Below are 18,389 nucleotides of genomic sequence, written 5' to 3'. Positions count from 1 at the left end.
GATGGAATAAGCGGTTGATTACCGACTGATCATCCTTCGTCACTTGCTTCAATGCATATGGCGTGGGTGCTGTATACAACCGAATTGAATGAGTGTCGTTAGGAGGGTATCGCATGACAGCAATTAGACAAGATGCGTGGACAGCGGACGATGATTTGATTTTGGCAGAAGTGACGTTAAGACATATTCGAGAAGGAAGTACCCAGCTAGCTGCTTTTGAAGAAGTAGGGGAAAAGATTGGCCGCACCTCTGCGGCTTGCGGATTCCGCTGGAATAGCTGTGTCCGTAAAAAATATGAAGCTGCCATTCAGCTTGCAAAAGCACAGCGTCAAAAGCGAAACTATATGAAAAAGCAGCCTATTGGTGCACAGGTGGCCTCTATTGCATTGGCGGACAGTGAAGAAGTCGGCCTTAAGCCAGAGCTCATTACCGAAGAATCACTTTCCATGGATATGGTGATCCGCTTCTTGCGTCAATGGCGCAACAGTTATCAAGAGCTGTCGCGTCAATTGAAGCATACGGAGAAAGAACTGCATGAGAAGGAAGAGCAGTATCACCGTCTGCGTGAAGAGAATGAGTATCTCTCCAAACAGGTGAATGCCGTTCAAACGGATTACCGTACGGTAAATGATGATTATAAGGCGCTCATTCAAATTATGGATCGTGCTCGCAGATTAGCGATTTTAAGTGAAGAAGAGGACGACTCCAAAACTCGCTTTCGGATGGACGCCAATGGCAACCTAGAGCGAATTGAATAGTTCCATCCGCTTACAGAAAGCGTGAAGGGAGAGCATTGCTCACTCTTTGCGCTTTTTTGTGTTTTTGCATTCGGTTTGATATAACAAATAGATACTTGTACACAAGGGAAGGTGCCTGATATGGTTATCGATATTATTGGCGGGGGGTCATTGGGGCTGCTTCATGCAGCGATGCTGATGAGAACACGTAATTCAATAGATAGCAGCAATACAAAGGTGAGGATGTGGACACGAACTCCGGAGCAGGCGGAGCTAATTCGTAGTCAAGGGATTCACCTCGAGGATCTGGATGGGAGGCAGGCCCATATCTATCCAGTACATGCGTATCCGTTGGCAGAAGCAGGAGAAGTACTTGAACGGACAGGTATGAGAGCGAGCAGCATATGGTTGTTCGTGAAGCAGACACATATTGATTCTGAGCTTCTTAGTCAGTTAGAGAAGTTTCCTAGAGAGCAGACAGCTTCATTGGTGTGCTATCAGAATGGGGTTGGTCATATGGAAGCACTTAGTGCGATATGGCCGCACGAGCAATTAATATGGGCGGTTACAACGGAAGCGGCTAAGCGAGTAAATTGCAATGAGGTTGTACATACGGGGCACGGGCATACGTCAATTGGCATCTGGGAGCCTGCTGGAAGCCGAACAGAACAGAAGGAATTAGTCAATTCTTTATGTTTGTCAACAAAGAAGTTGCTAGAAAATGCAGGATTTCAAACGTTTTTGTCGAACAACATCGAAGGTATGGTTTATCAGAAATTGCTTATCAATGTCATTATTAACCCATTAACGGCTGTGCTGCGCATCAAGAACGGTCAACTGCTGCTGCAAGAGGACAGGCTGTCTTTAATGAAGGAGTTGTTCGGTGAGGCTGCTGCGGTATACCGAGCGGCTCATATTTCTATCGATGAAGAGAAGGATTGGGAGCGGGTTGTTCAGGTGTGCCGGATGACTTCGTCCAATTCGTCGTCCATGCTTCAAGATGTAGAAGCGGGAAGAAGGACAGAAATAGAGGCAATAACGGGGGCACTTATCCGAATGGCTGATCGATATGAGGTTGCAGTACCGCTTCATCGTATGATGTACCGTCTTATTCTAGCAAGTTGCGAATAACATTTCCCGTGCTGATCCCTTGTTGAGAGGAGTGAGTCTACCCGAATATGTTTCAACTGATGTTTGACGGATTCGTTCTGCTTTCTTTACTGCCCTTCTTCCCATTTCTTATTACTTGGCTAATTGGTAGGGGGCTGCTTAAACCGAAGAAGAGGGCAATTAAGCTGGCAATGGATATAACGACGGTGTTTCTCATTGCCTCGGTAGGCGGTTTATATAATACGTTGTTTGATTCTAAGGCAGGATTTTATTGGATACTGTTCTTTCTGTTAATCGCAGCAGGGTTAATCGGTGGGTTGCAACAGCAGAAGTATGGCAGGTGGGATCCGAGAAAATTGATTCGTGTCATTTGGCGAATAACTTTCTTCTTGCTTGGCGTACTGTACGTTTTCTTGCTATTGATTGGAATAATTATTTATTCGGCAAGCATGTAGGATAAGCTATACTCATAAAGGTAGATTATTGATAGGACTCATGCGTCAATATCAATGGATGATGGCAGCTAGTTGTTGAATTGTGCATGAAGGAATGGAATACATAATCTTTGTTTTGACGGTCAGAAGCCGCATTGTGTACAATCGAGACGAGGCAAAAAGGGAGGCGGCTATCTTTGAAATGGCCAATATTATCTATTCCGGTTCAGCAACCGCTGACCGTACAGTACATGGAACGCGAACCATCTGTTGTCGAGACGTTCTACGAATATCATCCGGACTTGGATTGGGAGAAGAGAGCGGATTGGGTGGAGCGTTCGGGACAGCTAAGAGTGAATCGCACACGCTTGGTCGATGTGCTTACCCGCTATAATGAGCGGTTCAATAACAGCCAAGCTGTACGAGATTCCATAGAACGACTGAAGGATGAGCGGTCGTTAGTCGTTGTAGGGGGACAGCAGGGCGGCTTGTTTACGGGTCCGCTGCTTGTTCTGTATAAAGCAATTTCCATTATTCGAATGGCGCAAGAAGCAGAAATCAAATTAGCAAGACCAGTGGTTCCTGTCTTCTGGATTGCTGGAGAGGATCATGATTTTGATGAGGTTGATCATACGTATGTGGTAACCTCCGATCCTGCTGTACAGCGTATACGAATGGAGAAGCCAGGTGATCGTCGTGCCCCTGTGAGCCATGTGAAGCTGGATGCTGCTGCATGGGAATCGGTTCTTACAGAGCTAGAGAGTTCCTTGCCCAAGACGGAGTTTACACCAGGGCTGCTCGAGCACCTGCGCGAATCAGTGGCTACTTGTGCCACGCTGTCAGATTCCTTCGCAGCGACTATGGGCCGACTATTTGGTGAATATGGACTCGTGCTCATCGATTCGGCAGATGACGGACTGCGCGAGCTTGAAGCGCCTATGTTCGAGGCGATCCTCCAGCACAATGACCGACTGGAGAAGGCTTACGACACCAGTGAGCAGCAGCTTGCTTCTTATGGCTATAGCCCTCAGGCGGTACGTTCCGAACACAGCGCGAATGTGTTCCTCGTGCGTGACGGGGAGCGACACTTGCTGCATAAGGAGAACGGGCAATTCGTCAATCATCGCCAAGGAATATCGTGCACGATGGAGCAGATGTTGGACATCGCACGGAATTCACCGCAGGAGCTGAGCAATAATGTATTGACGAGACCGCTTATGCAGGACTATTTATTCCCAGTACTGGCTACCGTGCTTGGACCAGGAGAAATTGCTTACTGGGCGCAGACGAAGCAGGCATTCAGAGAGCTGGGAATGAGAATGCCAATCATATGGCCACGCATGGGATTTACTTGTATTGAGGGGACACTAAATAAGCTTCTGGATAAGTATGAGTTGTCGGTTGAAGATGTTGTGTATCATTACGAAGCAAGAAGAGCTTCGTGGTTGCAAGCGCAGGATGCACTTCACTTGGATGAACGCTTCGAGACGCTGCGTGCAGAAGTGGATACTAGATATACCGAGCTGCTGGAGGACCTTGTCGTATCGCTTCCTGCACTTGGGAAACTTGGTGCTACGAATCATAATAAAGTACTTGAACAGATTGATTTCCTTCATCACCGTGCTAAGGACGCGATGGCGAAGCAGCATGAATCAGGTTTGCGGCAATGGGAACGGCTGCATGTCTCCCTTCATCCGCTTGGCAAACCACAGGAACGTGTATTGAATATGCTAGGGTATGCCTGCCGTTACGGTGAGAATTGGTTTGCGATGTTGATGGAAGCTCCTGTCGTATGGAGAGGGGAACATCGCATCGCCCTGTTGTCATAAGCTATGTTAAGAGCATGAGCTGGAAAGACCCGATTTCCTGAAATCAAGACGGATCATGAAATGGCTTCTTAATCCAAAATGGGAGAGGATGAACTGTCCATGAGTAATACACCAACTCGTAATACAAATGCGGCAAACAAGAGCATCATCCGAGATATTGCATTGGCACCAGAAGGTCATTTGAAAATTGAATGGGTTCAAGCGCATATGCCTGTGCTTAACCGCATTCGGGAACAATTTGAGGCGGAGCAGCCATTCAAAGGACTCAAAGTAGCAATATCGCTTCATTTGGAGGCGAAGACCGCTTATTTGGCGAAGGTCGTTCAAGCTGGTGGCGCAGATGTAACGATAACAGGAAGCAACCCGTTGTCGACGCAGGATGATGTATGCGCTGCGCTAGTTGAAGACGGCATTACTGTATACGCCAAGTACAACCCAGATCCGGAAGAATATAAGCAGTTGCTTATTCACACATTGGAGACGAAGCCTGATTTGATTATCGACGATGGAGGAGATTTGGTCTCGATTCTGCACGCTGAGCGCCCTGACTTGCGTGATCAAGTGAGAGGCGGCGCGGAAGAAACGACTACAGGCATTCTCCGCTTGAAGGCGATGGAGAAGGATGGCACGCTTCAATTCCCGATGGTTGCCGTTAATGATGCGTATTGCAAGTATTTGTTCGACAACCGTTATGGTACTGGTCAGTCGGTATGGGATGGCATTAATCGTACAACGAATCTGGTTGTAGCCGGCAAGACGGTGGTCGTGGTCGGGTACGGATGGTGCGGCAAGGGGGTTGCTATGCGTGCCAAAGGTCTCGGCGCGAATGTCGTTGTTACCGAGGTGGACGCGATCAAAGGCGTAGAAGCCTACATGGATGGATTTACAGTGCTGCCGATGATCGAGGCCGCTCGTGTAGGAGATATCTTTGTGACCGTCACAGGCAACCGTGATTGCATCCGTGGTGAGCATTATGACGTGATGAAGGACGGTGCCATCTTGTCCAATGCTGGACATTTCGATGTTGAAGTGAATAAGCCTGAGCTTGCGGCTCGTTCCACATCTGTACGTACGGTACGCAAGAACATTGAAGAATACAAGCTGCAAGATGGCCGCAGCATCTACTTGCTGGCTGAAGGCCGTCTAGTCAATCTGGCTGCAGGGGATGGCCATCCAGCTGAAATTATGGATATGACATTTGCGCTTCAAGCAATGTCCTTGAAATATGTAAATGATCAATATCAATCCATTGGGAAAAAAGTTGTCAATGTGCCGTATGAGCTTGACGAGCAAGTTGCACGCTACAAGCTGGAGTCGCTCGGAATCTCCGTAGACACGCTTAGCAGCGAGCAAAAGTCTTACTTGGAGAGCTGGCAAGAGCACTGATGGAATGAAGCGATGAAGCCTGTATCAGACAAGAAGGAAGAACCGCCATTAGCGATATGTTAGTGGCGGTTTTATTTTGTGTATGAAGCTTACCTATGCAACATATTTCTTGGCAATTCGTCTATTGATTGAGTATGGAGAACAAAGCCATTACATCCAAGATATCCATGCCAAGATGATAGAGGGGGCATACGGGATGAAAAAGAGAAATTGGGGATGGCAAACAGTCGTGCTGGCGTCGCTTCTGCTGTTGCTGCTTCTTGGTGGCTGTAGTTCGGCATCAGACAGTCAAGGGTTAAAAATGGCGGGGAATACAGCGCCAGAAGCGGCTCAGATGGAAGCGACTAGTAATGATGCTGCTGTAAGCAGAGAGGAACCATTACAGGTGGGTGCGGGGCAGCAAGTGCAGGTAAAGACCGATCGCAAGCTCATTTATGAAGCGCAGCTTCGCATGGAAGTTGCCGACTACGGGGCTGTGAAAGAGAAGCTGAATCGATTCATTGCGCAATCACAAGGCTATGTGCTGCAATTTTCGGATCAGGAGACAGACAGCGAGCGAGGCGGATCCTATGTCATTAAGATTCCTGCTGTTGGATTTCAATCGTTCATTGATGAGCTAGGCAAGTGGGAGTCGATCTCCTATACTCGTCAATATTCGGCTAATGATGTGACCGAGGAGTATGTTGATTTACAGGCGCGGCTTAAGGCGCGCCGCACAGTAGAGTCAAGACTGCTGTCCTTCATGGAGAAGGCCACGAAATCGGAAGATTTATTAAACTTCTCGAATGAGCTGGGGAATGTACAATCGGAAATTGAACAAATTGTGGGGAAAATGAGGTATTATGATAACAATGTAGCGATGTCCACGATTACATTGGATATGGTTCAACGGCTTAAAGCGAAGCGTGGTCAAGCGCTTGAGGATGCATTTGGAACTCAAGTAGCGGATACCCTTGTAGGCAGTTGGGACGCTCTTTTAAAATGTGTGAAGTCTATTGTTCTCGTGCTTGTTGCGCTGCTTCCTTTTCTTTGTGCGCTGCTCATTATCGGAACTCCGATCTGGCTTATCACCAGAAAGAAGAGAGGAAGGAATGGAAACTTGAGCGGGAATACCGGGGAGAATGTGTTGGGATCAATAACACCAGCAGATGCTGAGGCGGCAGAGGCAGCATTAGAAGACGCAAGTAAAGACAAGGCTGCGGATTCTTCTGAAGTGCAGAGTGACACAGGCAACTCGGCTGTAGACAATGGCGAAGATAGAAGGTAAGAGCATGATTAGGCATGCTGATGTCCTGTCTTTGTATGTGTTAATGGAAACATATCCAAAATTTATATAGGCCTATTTCGCAATAAAATCCTGCTTTCTAGCAGGATTTTTTTCTTTTATGGCGAAGTATACATTCGTTGTGGAGGAAAGTGGGGCACTGTGGTGGATTTAGGGGGAGGAGTGGTGGCTGATGTTTATGGGCGAGTATCAACATAGCATCGATGACAAAGGCCGTCTCATCATACCTGCTAAGCTGCGTGACTCTTTAGGAATCACATTTATACTGACTCGAGGGTTGGATCAGTGTCTCTTCGTCTACCCTATGAATGAATGGGAAGCACTTGAGCAGAAGTTAAAGGCACTTCCCTTAATGAAGGCTGATGCTAGAGCCTTTACCCGTTTCTTCTTTTCTGGGGCAAGTGAATGTGAATGGGACAAGCAAGGTAGGGTTACAATCCCTTCCCATTTGCGCGGCTATGCACATTTGGAAAAAGAATGCATGGTTATCGGTGTCCAGAATCGGGTAGAGATTTGGAGCAAGGATGCTTGGGAACAATATGTAGAGCAGTCGGAATCCGCATTTAACGAAATTGCGGAGACGTTGGTTGATTTTAATTTTTAGGTGAACATCAGGACTATCATAACGCATCGCAGCTAGATGGGAACCGAAATTGGGAGGTATTGCGTTGTTTCATCATATTACCGTGTTGAAAGAAGAATCGGTAGAAGGCTTGCGAATACGTCCTGACGGCATTTATGTCGACTGTACGCTAGGAGGAGCTGGACATAGCGAGCGAATTGTTTCTCAGCTGTCATCTGCCGGAAGACTAATTGCGCTGGATCAGGACGATTGGGCGTTGGATAATGCGAAGGTTCGGCTTGCGTCTTATTTGGATCGAGTAACGCTTGTCAAAACCAACTTCCGCCATTTGGAGGAAGCATTGATTCAAGCGGGTGTACCGCAGGTGGATGGAGTTCCACAAGTGGATGGGATCCTATTCGATCTTGGCGTATCATCGCCTCAGCTTGATGAAGGAGAGCGTGGATTCAGCTATAACCATGACGCGCCGCTGGATATGCGTATGGATCAGAATGGCGAATTGACAGCTTACGATATTGTCAATGGCTGGTCAGAAGCCGATATCGCGAAAATTTTGTATCAATACGGGGAAGAGAAATTCTCGAAGCGTATTGCCAGAGAGATTGGCGCAGCTCGCGCTAAGCAGCCCATTCAGACGACCGGAGAACTCGCAGAGCTGGTCAAGGCAGGTATTCCTGCTGCTGCAAGACGAACAGGCGGACATCCTGCGAAGCGAAGCTTCCAGGCGCTCCGAATTGCTGTTAATGACGAGCTTGGCGCTTTTGAAGATGCCTTACATCAAGCGGTACGCTGCTTGAAACCGGAAGGAAGAGTGGCCGTGATTACGTTCCACTCGCTGGAGGATCGGATCTGTAAGCACATTATGAATGATTATGTAGGAAAATGCACATGCCCACCGGGGTTGCCAATGTGTGCATGTGGCCACAAAAGTGTATTGTCGTTAGTGAATCGCAAACCAATTGCCCCGAATGATAACGAGTTGGCAGACAACCCGCGGTCGCGTTCGGCTAAGTTGCGTGTTGCTCAAAAATTGGGATGAGGGGGAGCAGATAAATGGCCTATGTGCGCGGCAACCTGGCGATGCGTCCAGAGAAACAGACACAGCAGAAGCCTCGATATCGTCAAACGAAGAAGAAGGTAACCCGGAAATCTACTCTACCTACTCGAGAGAAGCTGCTTTATTTGGGCACAATCGGTTTCTGCGCGGGCGTAGCTTTGTTCATCATTAGTGGGTATGCCAATATTTACAACATGAACCTGAAGGTTCAAGAAACGAAGCGGGCAACGGTTGCACTGACGAATGAAGTGTCGGAGCTAACGGTGGAGAAGGAGAAGCTGTCCGATTGGAATCGGATTGAACGCGAAGCAAGAAAGAATGGTTTGCGCTTCCCTGAGACATTATCTGAGATCGAAGTATACAAACAACAAGTAGGAAACGATTAAACGAGGGATGAAGATGGTCAAACGAATTAAGTTGCGCACGTTGACGATCGGGGGCTTATTCACCCTCTTTTTTATTGTCATTATTGGGAGACTGTTTTGGTACCAAGTTATTAATCAGCCATTTTGGATGGCGGAAGCCAAGCAGTCTTGGGCTGTGAAGAAGGAGATTACCCCAGTTCGAGGCACGATATATGACAAGAATGGTGAAGTGCTTGCTATGGATGCACCTGCATACACAGTAGCGGTCGGCCCTAAGATCATTCAGGAACTGCGCACCTCGAAGAAGTTAGTTGAGAAGAATATTGATGTAGAGCGGCTTATCGTAGAAAAACTGAGCGTCATACTGAAAAAACCTGAGAACGAATTGTATGAGCTCGTCCGCAAGAAGAAAGACAAGGATGAGTTCTATGCGCAGGTAGAAGTTCGCAGTGAAGGCTGGAAGGTGAACGATGAGACTGCACAGAAGCTAAGAGACTTCACAGATGAGTTGAAGAAGACGACAGAATTGAGAGATGTCGGACTCTACCTCTTGCCTGAGGTGAAGCGTTTCTACGCGAAAGAATCATTGGCGTCGCATGTGCTTGGTTATACAGATAAGCAGGGCAATCCGATTGGCGGAATTGAGAAGCTGTATGACGAACAGCTGCGCGGAGCTGCAGGGATGCTCCAATATGAGAAAGATCGGATGGGTAATAAGCTGCCGAAGGCTTCGGAAGTATACAAGCCATCTAAGGATGGAGACAACATATACCTCACTATCGATCGTAATATTCAGCAATATATTCAAGATGCGATGCGTGAGGTGTACAATAAATACTCTCCTCATAGCATGACGGTAATAGCAGCAGATCCGAAGACTGGCGATATATTGGGGCTCGCGAATATGCCAGATTTCAATCCGAATACGTATTGGGATGCTAAGGACATTGCAGCTTTTTACAATCATGCGGTTCAGTCTCGATATGAGCCGGGCTCAACATTCAAAATTGTGACACTGGCCGCGGCTGTGCAGGAAGGCATCTTTGATCCGAATGCGACATTCGTTTCTGGACGCATCTATGCGGGAGGACGGCTCATCCACGACGTTAACCGTGATGGATGGGGGAGAATTACGTACTTCGAAGGTCTTAAGCGATCCAGTAACGTTGCCTTCGTTAAACTTGGATTTGAGCAATTGAAGGAAGAGCGCTTGAAGGCGTACATTGAGAAATTTGGCTTTGGCAAACCGACAGGCATTGAACTTCCCGGAGAGAACAATGGTCTTATCCGATTTGAATATCCGGCAGACGTGGCTGCGGCATCGTACGGACACGGTAAGGTTCAAGTCACGCCAATCCAGCAAATTATGGCAGTGGCAGCTGTAGCCAATGGCGGCAAGCTTATGAAACCGCATATTGTTCGGAAGGTTCATGATCCCGTTACGGGTGAAGTGACTGAACGCAAGCCGGAGGTAGTTCGTCAAGTAATCGACCCAGGCGTTGCAAAAACGGTAAGTGAATATTTGGAACAGGTTGTTGCGGATCAGCAGATTGGTACAGGTAAAAATGCGTATATCGAAGGATATCGCGTTGCCGGCAAGACAGGTACAGCATTGAAGGTCATTAACGGTGAATATGCCACGACTCGTGCGGTAGTATCTTTCGTCGGCTTTGCTCCTGTTGAGGATCCACGTATTGCTCTTTTGGTTGTTGTGGATGATCCGCAGGATTATTGGGAAGGTGGCGGCTTTGTAGCGCCGCTCATGTTCAAGAAGATCGTATCGCAGTCGCTGCGTTACATGGGTGTTCCTTCTTCAATCTCCGGCCAAGAAAAGGGCAGTGACAAGAAGACGGGTGCACCAACAACCGTTAAGGCACCTGATATTCAGGGCCTGAAGCCTTACGATGCCAAACAGCGATTGGCTGAGCAAGGCATCGTCTTCGAGACGGTTGGAGCAGGGGAGAAAGTGAAGCGTCAATATCCGGCGCCAGGCGAGCCATTGGCAATCGGCCAACGGATATACCTGCTTACTGACGAGCCTGATAAGCTGCCTTTGCCGAACTTTAAGGGCAAATCGCTGCGTGATGTCATGGAGATCACCTCCATGCTCGGTTGGGAAGTTCGTGTTGATGGAGAAGGCTACGTCACCGAACAAAAAGAAACCAATGAAAATGGGGCACGTATCGTTCATATTAAATTGGAGCCGAAACATCCGTAAGGTGTGAGGCGGAGAAGGAAAAAAGTGGTCTTGTGTAGGCTTACGGATCATCCTCTTGAAGCTTGTTCTATCCGCTGGTTGTCCCGAATAGGTTGTTTATGAACCGATGTCGGACGAGGGAGGGTATATATGAAGGTTACAGGGGTGACGATCCGTAAGAGGTTAATCGTTGGAATGGTGCTCATATCGATTGGATTTATCGCGCTCATTGTCCGCTTGGCGTATGTGCAGTTGTGGGAGGGCAAAGATCTGGCGAATCTGGCAGAAGATTCGTGGCGGAGGGAGATTCCTATTTCCCAGAAGCGCGGTGAGATACTGGATCGCAAAGGCGAAAGAATCGCCTACAATATCAGTTCTCCAACGATATGGGCTATTCCTGTGCAAATTGAAGACCAGAAAGCCACTGCAGCACAAATTGCACCTCTCCTTGGGATGAAAACGGAAGTTGTAGAGCGCATGATTGCGAAAGGGCAGTCTGTGAAGCAGATTAAGGGCGGCGGTCGTAAAATATCGCTTGAAACAGCGGAAAAAGTACGGGAGTTGAACTTGCCGGGGATCGTCGTGGCAGAGGATAATAAAAGATATTATCCTTATGGCGATTTGGCGGCTCATATACTCGGCTTCACCGGTATAGACAATCAAGGGTTGACAGGTATTGAGCAGAGGTATGATTCTGCATTAACCGGCTTGCGAGGGAACATCGCCTATTTGTCTGATGCAAGTGGAAATCAGATGCCGAATTCCTCAGAAAAGTACATCGTTCCCCGAGATGGATTAAATTTGCAATTGACGATTGACAAGCAGATACAGACAATTATGGAGCGGGAACTTGATCGTGCGATGGAGGAATTGAAGCCGAATCAGGCGCTGGCGATTGCCATGGATCCGAATACGGGTGAAATTTTGGCAATGGCAAGCAAGCCAAGCTACGATCCGGCTCATTACAAGGACTTCCCCTCTGATGTATATGATCGCAACCTGCCCATTTGGATGACTTATGAGCCGGGTTCTACGTTCAAGATCATAACGCTTGCTGCTGCGATACAGGAGGGCAAGGTTGATCTGTACAATGAACATTTTTTTGACCCTGGACGTGTAGAAGTCGGTGGAGCGAAGCTGCGCTGCTGGAAACGCGGGGGTCATGGCAGTCAGACCTTCTTGGAAGTCGTCCAAAATTCGTGCAACCCAGGCTTTGTTGCACTTGGTAATCGACTGGGTAAAGAGACATTGTTCGATTACATACGCAACTTTGGTTTCGGACAGAAGACAGGCATTGACCTGAGTGGAGAAGCAAGCGGAATTTTGTTCAAGCTTAGCCGGGTAGGCCCTGTTGAGCTTGCCACTACTGCGTTCGGACAAGGGGTATCTGTCACGCCTATTCAGCAAATTACGGCAGTGTCTGCGGCCATCAATGGAGGCAAGCTGTTCAAGCCGCATGTGGCGAAGTCATTCATTCAGCCGGAGACAGGGATGGTTGTTGAAGATATTAAGCCGGAATTGGTCAGACAAGTCATCAGTCCAGAGACCTCAAGCAAGGTGCGTGATGCTCTTGAACATGTGGTTGCTCAAGGCACGGGGAGAAATGCTTTTATCGATGGTTATCGCGTTGGTGGCAAAACAGGTACCGCACAGAAGGTTATCAATGGCAGATATTCACCGAACGAGCATATTGTATCGTTCGTTGGTTTCGCACCTGCTGATGACCCGAAGGTTGTTATCTATACAGCAGTTGATAATCCGCAAGGCATACAATTCGGTGGTCTTGTAGCTGCGCCGATTGTGAAGCGGATTATGGAAGATACGCTCCATTATATGGGCGTTGAGCCGCGGAAGGAACAAGTTTCTCGCAAGTATCGTTTCGATGAGACGCCGGTTGTTGTCGTTCCTAACTTAGTAGGGAAGACCTTGACTGATATCTACGAAGATATGAATATGAATTTTCAATTAGCCAAATCCGGTACGGGCAACACCATTATTCATCAGGCGCCTAAGCCCGGAACCCGTGTAGATCGAGGATCTACGATTCGAATCTATATGGGAGAAGAGAAAGAGACGGAGGAATAATTCATGCAACAGATGCAATTGGCTGAAGCTTGCTCACGAATGCTGACAGCGAAGTGCAAGGGAGACGAACATACAGTCGTAACAGGACTCGCGATGGATTCACGCCATGTGGCGCAGGGGGATCTGTTCTTCTGTATTTCTGGTACGGCCGAAGACGGCCATCGTTATGCAGAGCAGGCGGTTCAAGCTGGTGCAGCTGCACTTGTGGTAGAACGTGAATTGGAGCTGCCGGTTCCTCAATTGATTGTGAAGAGTGCTAGACATGCACTTGCAGTACTGTCAGATGCGTTCTATGGTTCACCTAGCCGCAGTATGAATCTAATTGGCATTACGGGAACGAATGGTAAGACAACAACCACGTATTTGATTGAAAAAATCTTGAATGATGCGAAGCGAAATGCAGGTGTCATCGGAACGATTCAAATGCGTTATGCAGGCAAGGTGTTCCCAATGTCGCGTACAACTCCGAATGCCTTCGAACTGCAAAAGTCGCTTCATGACATGGTGAACGAGGGTGTAGATGCCGTGGCTATGGAGGTATCTTCCCACGCACTCGTACAGGGACGTGTACAAGGCTGCCGTTTCCGTACGGCTGTCTTCACGAACTTAACACAAGATCATCTGGACTATCACGAGACGATGGAAGCATATCGTGAAGCCAAAGGCCTGTTGTTCTCACGGCTAGGCAATACATTCTCTGACGCTGAGGAAGATCGCTCCTATGCGGTGCTCAACGCAGATGACCCGGCTTCTGAATACTTCGCAAGCATGACAACCGCTGAGACGATCATGTATGGCATGACAGAGCAGGCGGATGTTCGTGCCGAGAATATTCGGATTACGGCAAAAGGAACGAGCTTCACAGTTCATACATTCAGAGGCTCGGCAGACATTCAGCTGCGTATGGTTGGTAAGTTCAATGTATACAATGCATTAGCAGCGATTGCTGTAGGACTCATTGAAGGCATCGAACTGGATGCGATTCGTGTGAGCCTTGAAAGTGTTGCTGGAGTTGACGGGCGTGTAGAAGCTGTTGAGGCAGGACAATCCTTTGCCGTGATCGTGGACTACGCGCATACACCGGATGGACTGGAGAATGTGCTGCAGACGGTGAAGGAGTTCGCAGAAGGACGTGTCATCAGTGTATTTGGCTGTGGTGGAGACCGAGATCGTACGAAGCGTCCGCTGATGGCCAAAATCTCGGCGAAATACGCGGATTATTCCATCGTAACTTCCGATAACCCTCGTACGGAAGACCCTGATTTGATTATTAAGGATATTGTAGCGGGCCTTCATGAAGTGAACTTGGATCCAAGCCGTTATGAATGCATCGTTGATCGCCGTGCTGCCATCACGAAAGCTATTGAAATGGCAAGCCCGCACGATGTAGTATTGATTGCGGGGAAAGGCCATGAAACTTACCAAATCATCGGCAAGGAAACATTTGACTTCGATGACCGCTTGGTGGCCAAAGAAGCGATAAGGGGCAAAGTTCAGTGATTGAAACAACGTTACGAGAAGTAGCGGACTTGTGTGGAGGGACACTCTCTGATCCCTCCTATGGAGACCGCACGGTAAAAGGGGTTAGCACGAACTCGCGCAAGATCGATTCTGGTGTATTGTTCGTGCCGCTTCATGGGGAACGATTCGACGGACATCTGTATGCGGATCAAGCCTTGAAGGATGGGGCAGCGGCTGCGATGTGGCAGTCCAATCATGATGATATGCCGCAAGGCTATCCGCTCATTATGGTGGACAACACATTAGAGGCGCTTCAGCGGCTGGCACAAGCTTATTTAGCCCAGCAGCAGGTTAAGGTTGTAGCCATTACAGGCAGCAATGGCAAGACGACCACGAAGGATATGATTGCTTCTGTTCTTGCGGAACGTTATCGTGTTCACAAGACGGATGGCAATTTCAATAATCATATTGGCCTTCCGTTAACGATATTGTCCATGCCGAAAGATACGGAAATTGCAGTTCTCGAAATGGGGATGAGCGGGAGAGGTGAAATTGAACTTCTGTCTTCCATCGCTCAGCCTGACGCAGCAGTCATTACAAACATCGGGGAAGCGCATCTGCTGCAGCTTGGTTCCCGGGAAGAGATTGCGCGTGCTAAGCTAGAAATTACTAGCGGACTACGAGAAAATGGAGTGCTCATCTGTCATGGAGACGAACCACTCGTTGACATGGCACTTTCAGAAGAAGCGACGAAGCGGCCTGAGCATATGTCAGTTATTCGCTTCGGTGCAGGTATGCAGTGTGATGTTCGACCAGAGCATATCGATCTTCATGAGGCGGGGACGACGTTCACGGTTGCGGCATCAGGCAGTCAGAAGGCTTTGACTGTCGAGCTTCCGCTCTTAGGCAAGCACAATGTCATTAACGCGTTGGCTGCTGTTGCAATAGGCCGCTTGTTCGGTCTGACTGACGAGCAGATTGCGCATGGTCTTGGCAATGCACAAATAAGCGGGATGCGATTTGAACGGACGATTACGTCTGGCGGATGGGTGTTGTTAAATGATGCCTATAATGCAAGTCCGACTGCGACGAAGGCTGCGCTTGATGTGCTTGCTGGACTGCAGGGCGGCAAACGGATTGCGATTCTCGGCGATATGCTAGAGCTGGGCTCTGATGAGGCGAGGCTCCACTATGAAGTAGGAGCATCCATACGCCCGGGCAGCTTGGATCTATTGCTCACGTATGGCGAACTGGGCCGTGAAATTGGATCGGGTGCTCTGCAACATTTTGCAGAGAACGCCGTTTATTCATTTGATGATAAGGCAGCATTGAAGGCTTGCCTGCTGCAGCATGTTCAGGCGGGCGATACCGTGCTTGTGAAGGCATCCAGAGGAATGAAACTAGAAGAAGTTGTTAATGAATGGACTAGTGTCCATCATTAATGGGTTGTGTAACGGGAGGTGTAAGGATTGGACTTCAAGTTGATGTTAATGACAATCGGTGTATCTTTTCTCCTAGCCGTCATATTGGGCCCGTTAACGATACCGCTTCTTCGTAGGTTGAAGTTTGGTCAGCAGGTTCGTGACGATGGCCCGAAGGCTCATTTGAAAAAAGCAGGAACGCCAACGATGGGTGGCGCAATTATCTTACTTGCGTTTGCTCTCTCTTTCCTTAAATTTTCGGTGATGGATACTGATTTCTATGTGCTGCTTATCGCAACACTTGGATTTGGCTTAATTGGATTTTTAGATGACTATATTAAAATTATTTTTAAACGTTCGCTCGGTTTAACTGCAAAGCAGAAGCTGATTGGACAGCTCATTTGTTCAGGACTCATTTGCTTCCTGTTGTGGCAGTCCGGTCACAGTACAGTTATTTCGATACCAGGGACGTCTCTAGGGCTTGATTTTGGATGGTTCTACTATCCGTTCATCGTCCTGATGATGCTTGCCGTGAGCAACGCGGTCAACTTCACAGATGGCTTGGATGGCTTGCTTGCCGGTACAAGTGCGATTGCATTCTCAGCATTTGCAATCATCGCGATGCAGGCATCGGAAATATCGGCTGCGGTCAGCGCGGCAGCTATGGTTGGCGCAGTACTCGGGTTCCTCGTGTTCAATGCGCATCCAGCTAAGGTATTCATGGGCGACACAGGCTCGCTCGGGATTGGTGGAGCCATTGCAGCGGTAGCGATTCTAACGAAGACAGAACTGCTCATCATTATTATTGGCGGTATCTTCGTCATTGAAATGCTGTCGGTAATTATTCAGGTCGTATCCTTCAAGACACGCGGCAAGCGCGTGTTCAAGATGAGCCCGATCCATCATCACTTTGAACTGAGTGGATGGTCGGAATGGCGAGTAGTTATTACGTTCTGGCTTGCGGGAATCGTATTAGCCGGACTTGGATTATGGATCAACAAGGGGATGTAACGAATGAATCACCCAGAAACGTATCAAGGGAAGCGTGTCGTCGTACTTGGCTTAGCCAAGAGCGGCGTCAGCGCAGCGCAATTGTTCCACAAGTTCGGTGCGGTTGTCACCGTCAATGATAAGAAGGATCGCGACAAGTGCCCCGAAGCTTCGGTATTAGAAGCTTTGGGCATTTGTGTTGTATGCGGGCATCATCCAGATAACTTGATCGATGAGCAGGTATCGCTTGTAGTCAAAAATCCGGGAATCCCCTATACGGCTCCTCCAGTAGCCCGCGCTGTGGAACTCGGCATCGAGGTCGTAACGGAGGTAGAGGTTGCGTATCAGCTGAGTCCAGCTCCGATTATCGGGATTACGGGAAGCAATGGGAAGACGACAACGACAACATGGGTAGGCAAGACGTTGGAAGCTGCAGGAATGAAGCCGATTGTTGCAGGCAACATAGGCACTCCGCTTTGTCAGGCGGCTCAGGATGCGGACGAGGACAATACACTGGTTGTGGAACTCAGCAGCTTCCAGTTGAAGGGGACAAGCGCTTTTCGCCCTCGCATTGCATGCTTGCTTAACATTGCTGAGACACATCTTGACTATCATGGCTCAATGGAGGATTACGTCAATTCGAAGGCACGATTATTCGCCAATATGGGAAGCGAAGATATTGCGGTGCTGAACGCAGATGATGAGACTTGCTGTAGTCTTGCATCCGATATTCAAGCGACGAAGTGGTGGGTATCTTCGATGAAGCGCGTGGAGCGCGGCGTATTCGTAGAGCCATCCTATGAGTTTGAGGCGAAGGAAGAGGAGCGAATGATCGTCTATGCAGATGGCACAGGCCAATTGCATCGGATTCTTTCTGTCGTGGAACTCGGCATCCCAGGAAGATATAACGTGGACAACGCCTTGGCAGCGTGTGCCATTTCGATTGCAGCGGGTGTAGAGCCTTCAGCACTTGCAGAGCCTCTGCGTTCGTTCCAAGGGGTAGAGCATCGTCTTGAATTCGTATGCGAGCAGGACGGTGTGAAGTACTACAATAACTCCAAGGCTACGAATACGAAGGCTACCCTGATGGCATTGGGCGCATTCGAACGCAATATTATTCTTATTGCGGGTGGACTTGACCGAGGGCTTGACTTCCATGAGCTGATCCCCATTATGGGAGAGCGAGTAAAGGCAGTTGTTACGATGGGCCAAACGCGTCACATTATGAGACAAGTTGCCGAGAAGGCAGGTTTAACGGATATATCTGTCGTCGACAATGTAGATCATGCAGCCGACGCAGTGAAGGAAGCTGTCGATATGGCGCACGCTTATGCGAAGCCAGGCGATATCATTCTCTTGTCACCAGCATGTGCAAGCTGGGACATGTTCCCGTCTTATGAAGATCGGGGACGCATGTTTAAAGCGGCGGTGCATAGTCTGTAGTAGGGG

General features: G+C 48.5%; 15 protein-coding genes. All 15 read left to right on the top strand.

Translation table 11 applies throughout. The annotated features are described in order from the left end of the window. The first annotated feature begins 113 nt into the window (after positions 1-113). The 15 genes from BLS15_RS10370 to murD all read left to right on the top strand — a co-directional run bounded on the left by BLS15_RS10370 (position 114) and on the right by murD (position 18,383). Positions 114-758: an RsfA family transcriptional regulator gene (locus BLS15_RS10370; RefSeq protein WP_021256769.1), complete on the top strand. Its 645-nt coding sequence runs from the start codon at positions 114-116 to the stop codon at positions 756-758. A gap of 120 nt (positions 759-878) precedes the next feature. Next, positions 879-1,868 (top strand): ketopantoate reductase family protein, encoded by a 990-nt coding sequence (locus BLS15_RS10365; RefSeq protein ID WP_090511351.1) that lies wholly within the window; start codon positions 879-881, stop codon positions 1,866-1,868. Positions 1,869-1,915: 47 nt separating this feature from the next. Next, positions 1,916-2,302 (top strand): DUF3397 domain-containing protein, encoded by a 387-nt coding sequence (locus tag BLS15_RS10360; protein ID WP_021256767.1) that lies wholly within the window; start codon positions 1,916-1,918, stop codon positions 2,300-2,302. 176 nt (positions 2,303-2,478) lie between these two features. Further along, the gene (gene bshC, locus BLS15_RS10355) at positions 2,479-4,110 is read left to right on the top strand and encodes a bacillithiol biosynthesis cysteine-adding enzyme BshC (RefSeq protein WP_090511348.1); all 1,632 of its coding nucleotides are present in this window, start codon (positions 2,479-2,481) and stop codon (positions 4,108-4,110) included. A gap of 99 nt (positions 4,111-4,209) precedes the next feature. Beyond that, on the top strand, positions 4,210-5,496 hold the full coding sequence (locus BLS15_RS10350; RefSeq protein WP_021256765.1) for an adenosylhomocysteinase: 1,287 nt from the start codon (positions 4,210-4,212) through the stop codon (positions 5,494-5,496). A gap of 196 nt (positions 5,497-5,692) precedes the next feature. Beyond that, the gene (locus BLS15_RS10345) at positions 5,693-6,763 is read left to right on the top strand and encodes a DUF4349 domain-containing protein (RefSeq protein WP_090511598.1); all 1,071 of its coding nucleotides are present in this window, start codon (positions 5,693-5,695) and stop codon (positions 6,761-6,763) included. A gap of 190 nt (positions 6,764-6,953) precedes the next feature. Continuing rightward, positions 6,954-7,385, top strand: a complete 432-nt coding sequence (mraZ, locus tag BLS15_RS10340; protein WP_021256763.1) for a division/cell wall cluster transcriptional repressor MraZ — start codon at positions 6,954-6,956, stop codon at positions 7,383-7,385. 64 nt (positions 7,386-7,449) lie between these two features. Next, on the top strand, positions 7,450-8,403 hold the full coding sequence (gene rsmH / locus BLS15_RS10335) for a 16S rRNA (cytosine(1402)-N(4))-methyltransferase RsmH (protein ID WP_090511344.1): 954 nt from the start codon (positions 7,450-7,452) through the stop codon (positions 8,401-8,403). Positions 8,404-8,417: 14 nt separating this feature from the next. Beyond that, positions 8,418-8,807, top strand: coding sequence for a cell division protein FtsL (locus BLS15_RS10330; protein ID WP_021256761.1), 390 nt, complete (start codon positions 8,418-8,420; stop codon positions 8,805-8,807). Positions 8,808-8,820: 13 nt separating this feature from the next. Continuing rightward, positions 8,821-11,004, top strand: a complete 2,184-nt coding sequence (locus BLS15_RS10325) for a penicillin-binding transpeptidase domain-containing protein (RefSeq protein WP_028531279.1) — start codon at positions 8,821-8,823, stop codon at positions 11,002-11,004. Between the two features lie 129 nt (positions 11,005-11,133). Next, positions 11,134-13,068, top strand: a complete 1,935-nt coding sequence (locus tag BLS15_RS10320; RefSeq protein WP_021256759.1) for a stage V sporulation protein D — start codon at positions 11,134-11,136, stop codon at positions 13,066-13,068. A gap of 3 nt (positions 13,069-13,071) precedes the next feature. Then, positions 13,072-14,568 (top strand): UDP-N-acetylmuramoyl-L-alanyl-D-glutamate--2,6-diaminopimelate ligase, encoded by a 1,497-nt coding sequence (locus tag BLS15_RS10315; protein WP_090511341.1) that lies wholly within the window; start codon positions 13,072-13,074, stop codon positions 14,566-14,568. Next, positions 14,565-15,971 (top strand): UDP-N-acetylmuramoyl-tripeptide--D-alanyl-D-alanine ligase, encoded by a 1,407-nt coding sequence (gene murF / locus BLS15_RS10310; RefSeq protein ID WP_090511338.1) that lies wholly within the window; start codon positions 14,565-14,567, stop codon positions 15,969-15,971. Before BLS15_RS10315 ends, murF begins: the two co-directional genes overlap by 4 nt. A gap of 27 nt (positions 15,972-15,998) precedes the next feature. After that, positions 15,999-16,961: a phospho-N-acetylmuramoyl-pentapeptide-transferase gene (gene mraY, locus BLS15_RS10305; protein ID WP_028531276.1), complete on the top strand. Its 963-nt coding sequence runs from the start codon at positions 15,999-16,001 to the stop codon at positions 16,959-16,961. Positions 16,962-16,964: 3 nt separating this feature from the next. Further along, positions 16,965-18,383: a UDP-N-acetylmuramoyl-L-alanine--D-glutamate ligase gene (gene murD, locus BLS15_RS10300; RefSeq protein WP_090511335.1), complete on the top strand. Its 1,419-nt coding sequence runs from the start codon at positions 16,965-16,967 to the stop codon at positions 18,381-18,383. The last annotated feature ends 6 nt before the right edge of the window (positions 18,384-18,389 follow it).

This window comes from Paenibacillus sp. cl6col, from assembly GCF_900102125.1.
Classification (GTDB): Bacteria; Bacillota; Bacilli; order Paenibacillales; family Paenibacillaceae; genus Paenibacillus_B; species Paenibacillus_B suaedae.
This window is presented reverse-complemented; position numbering and strand designations above follow the sequence as displayed.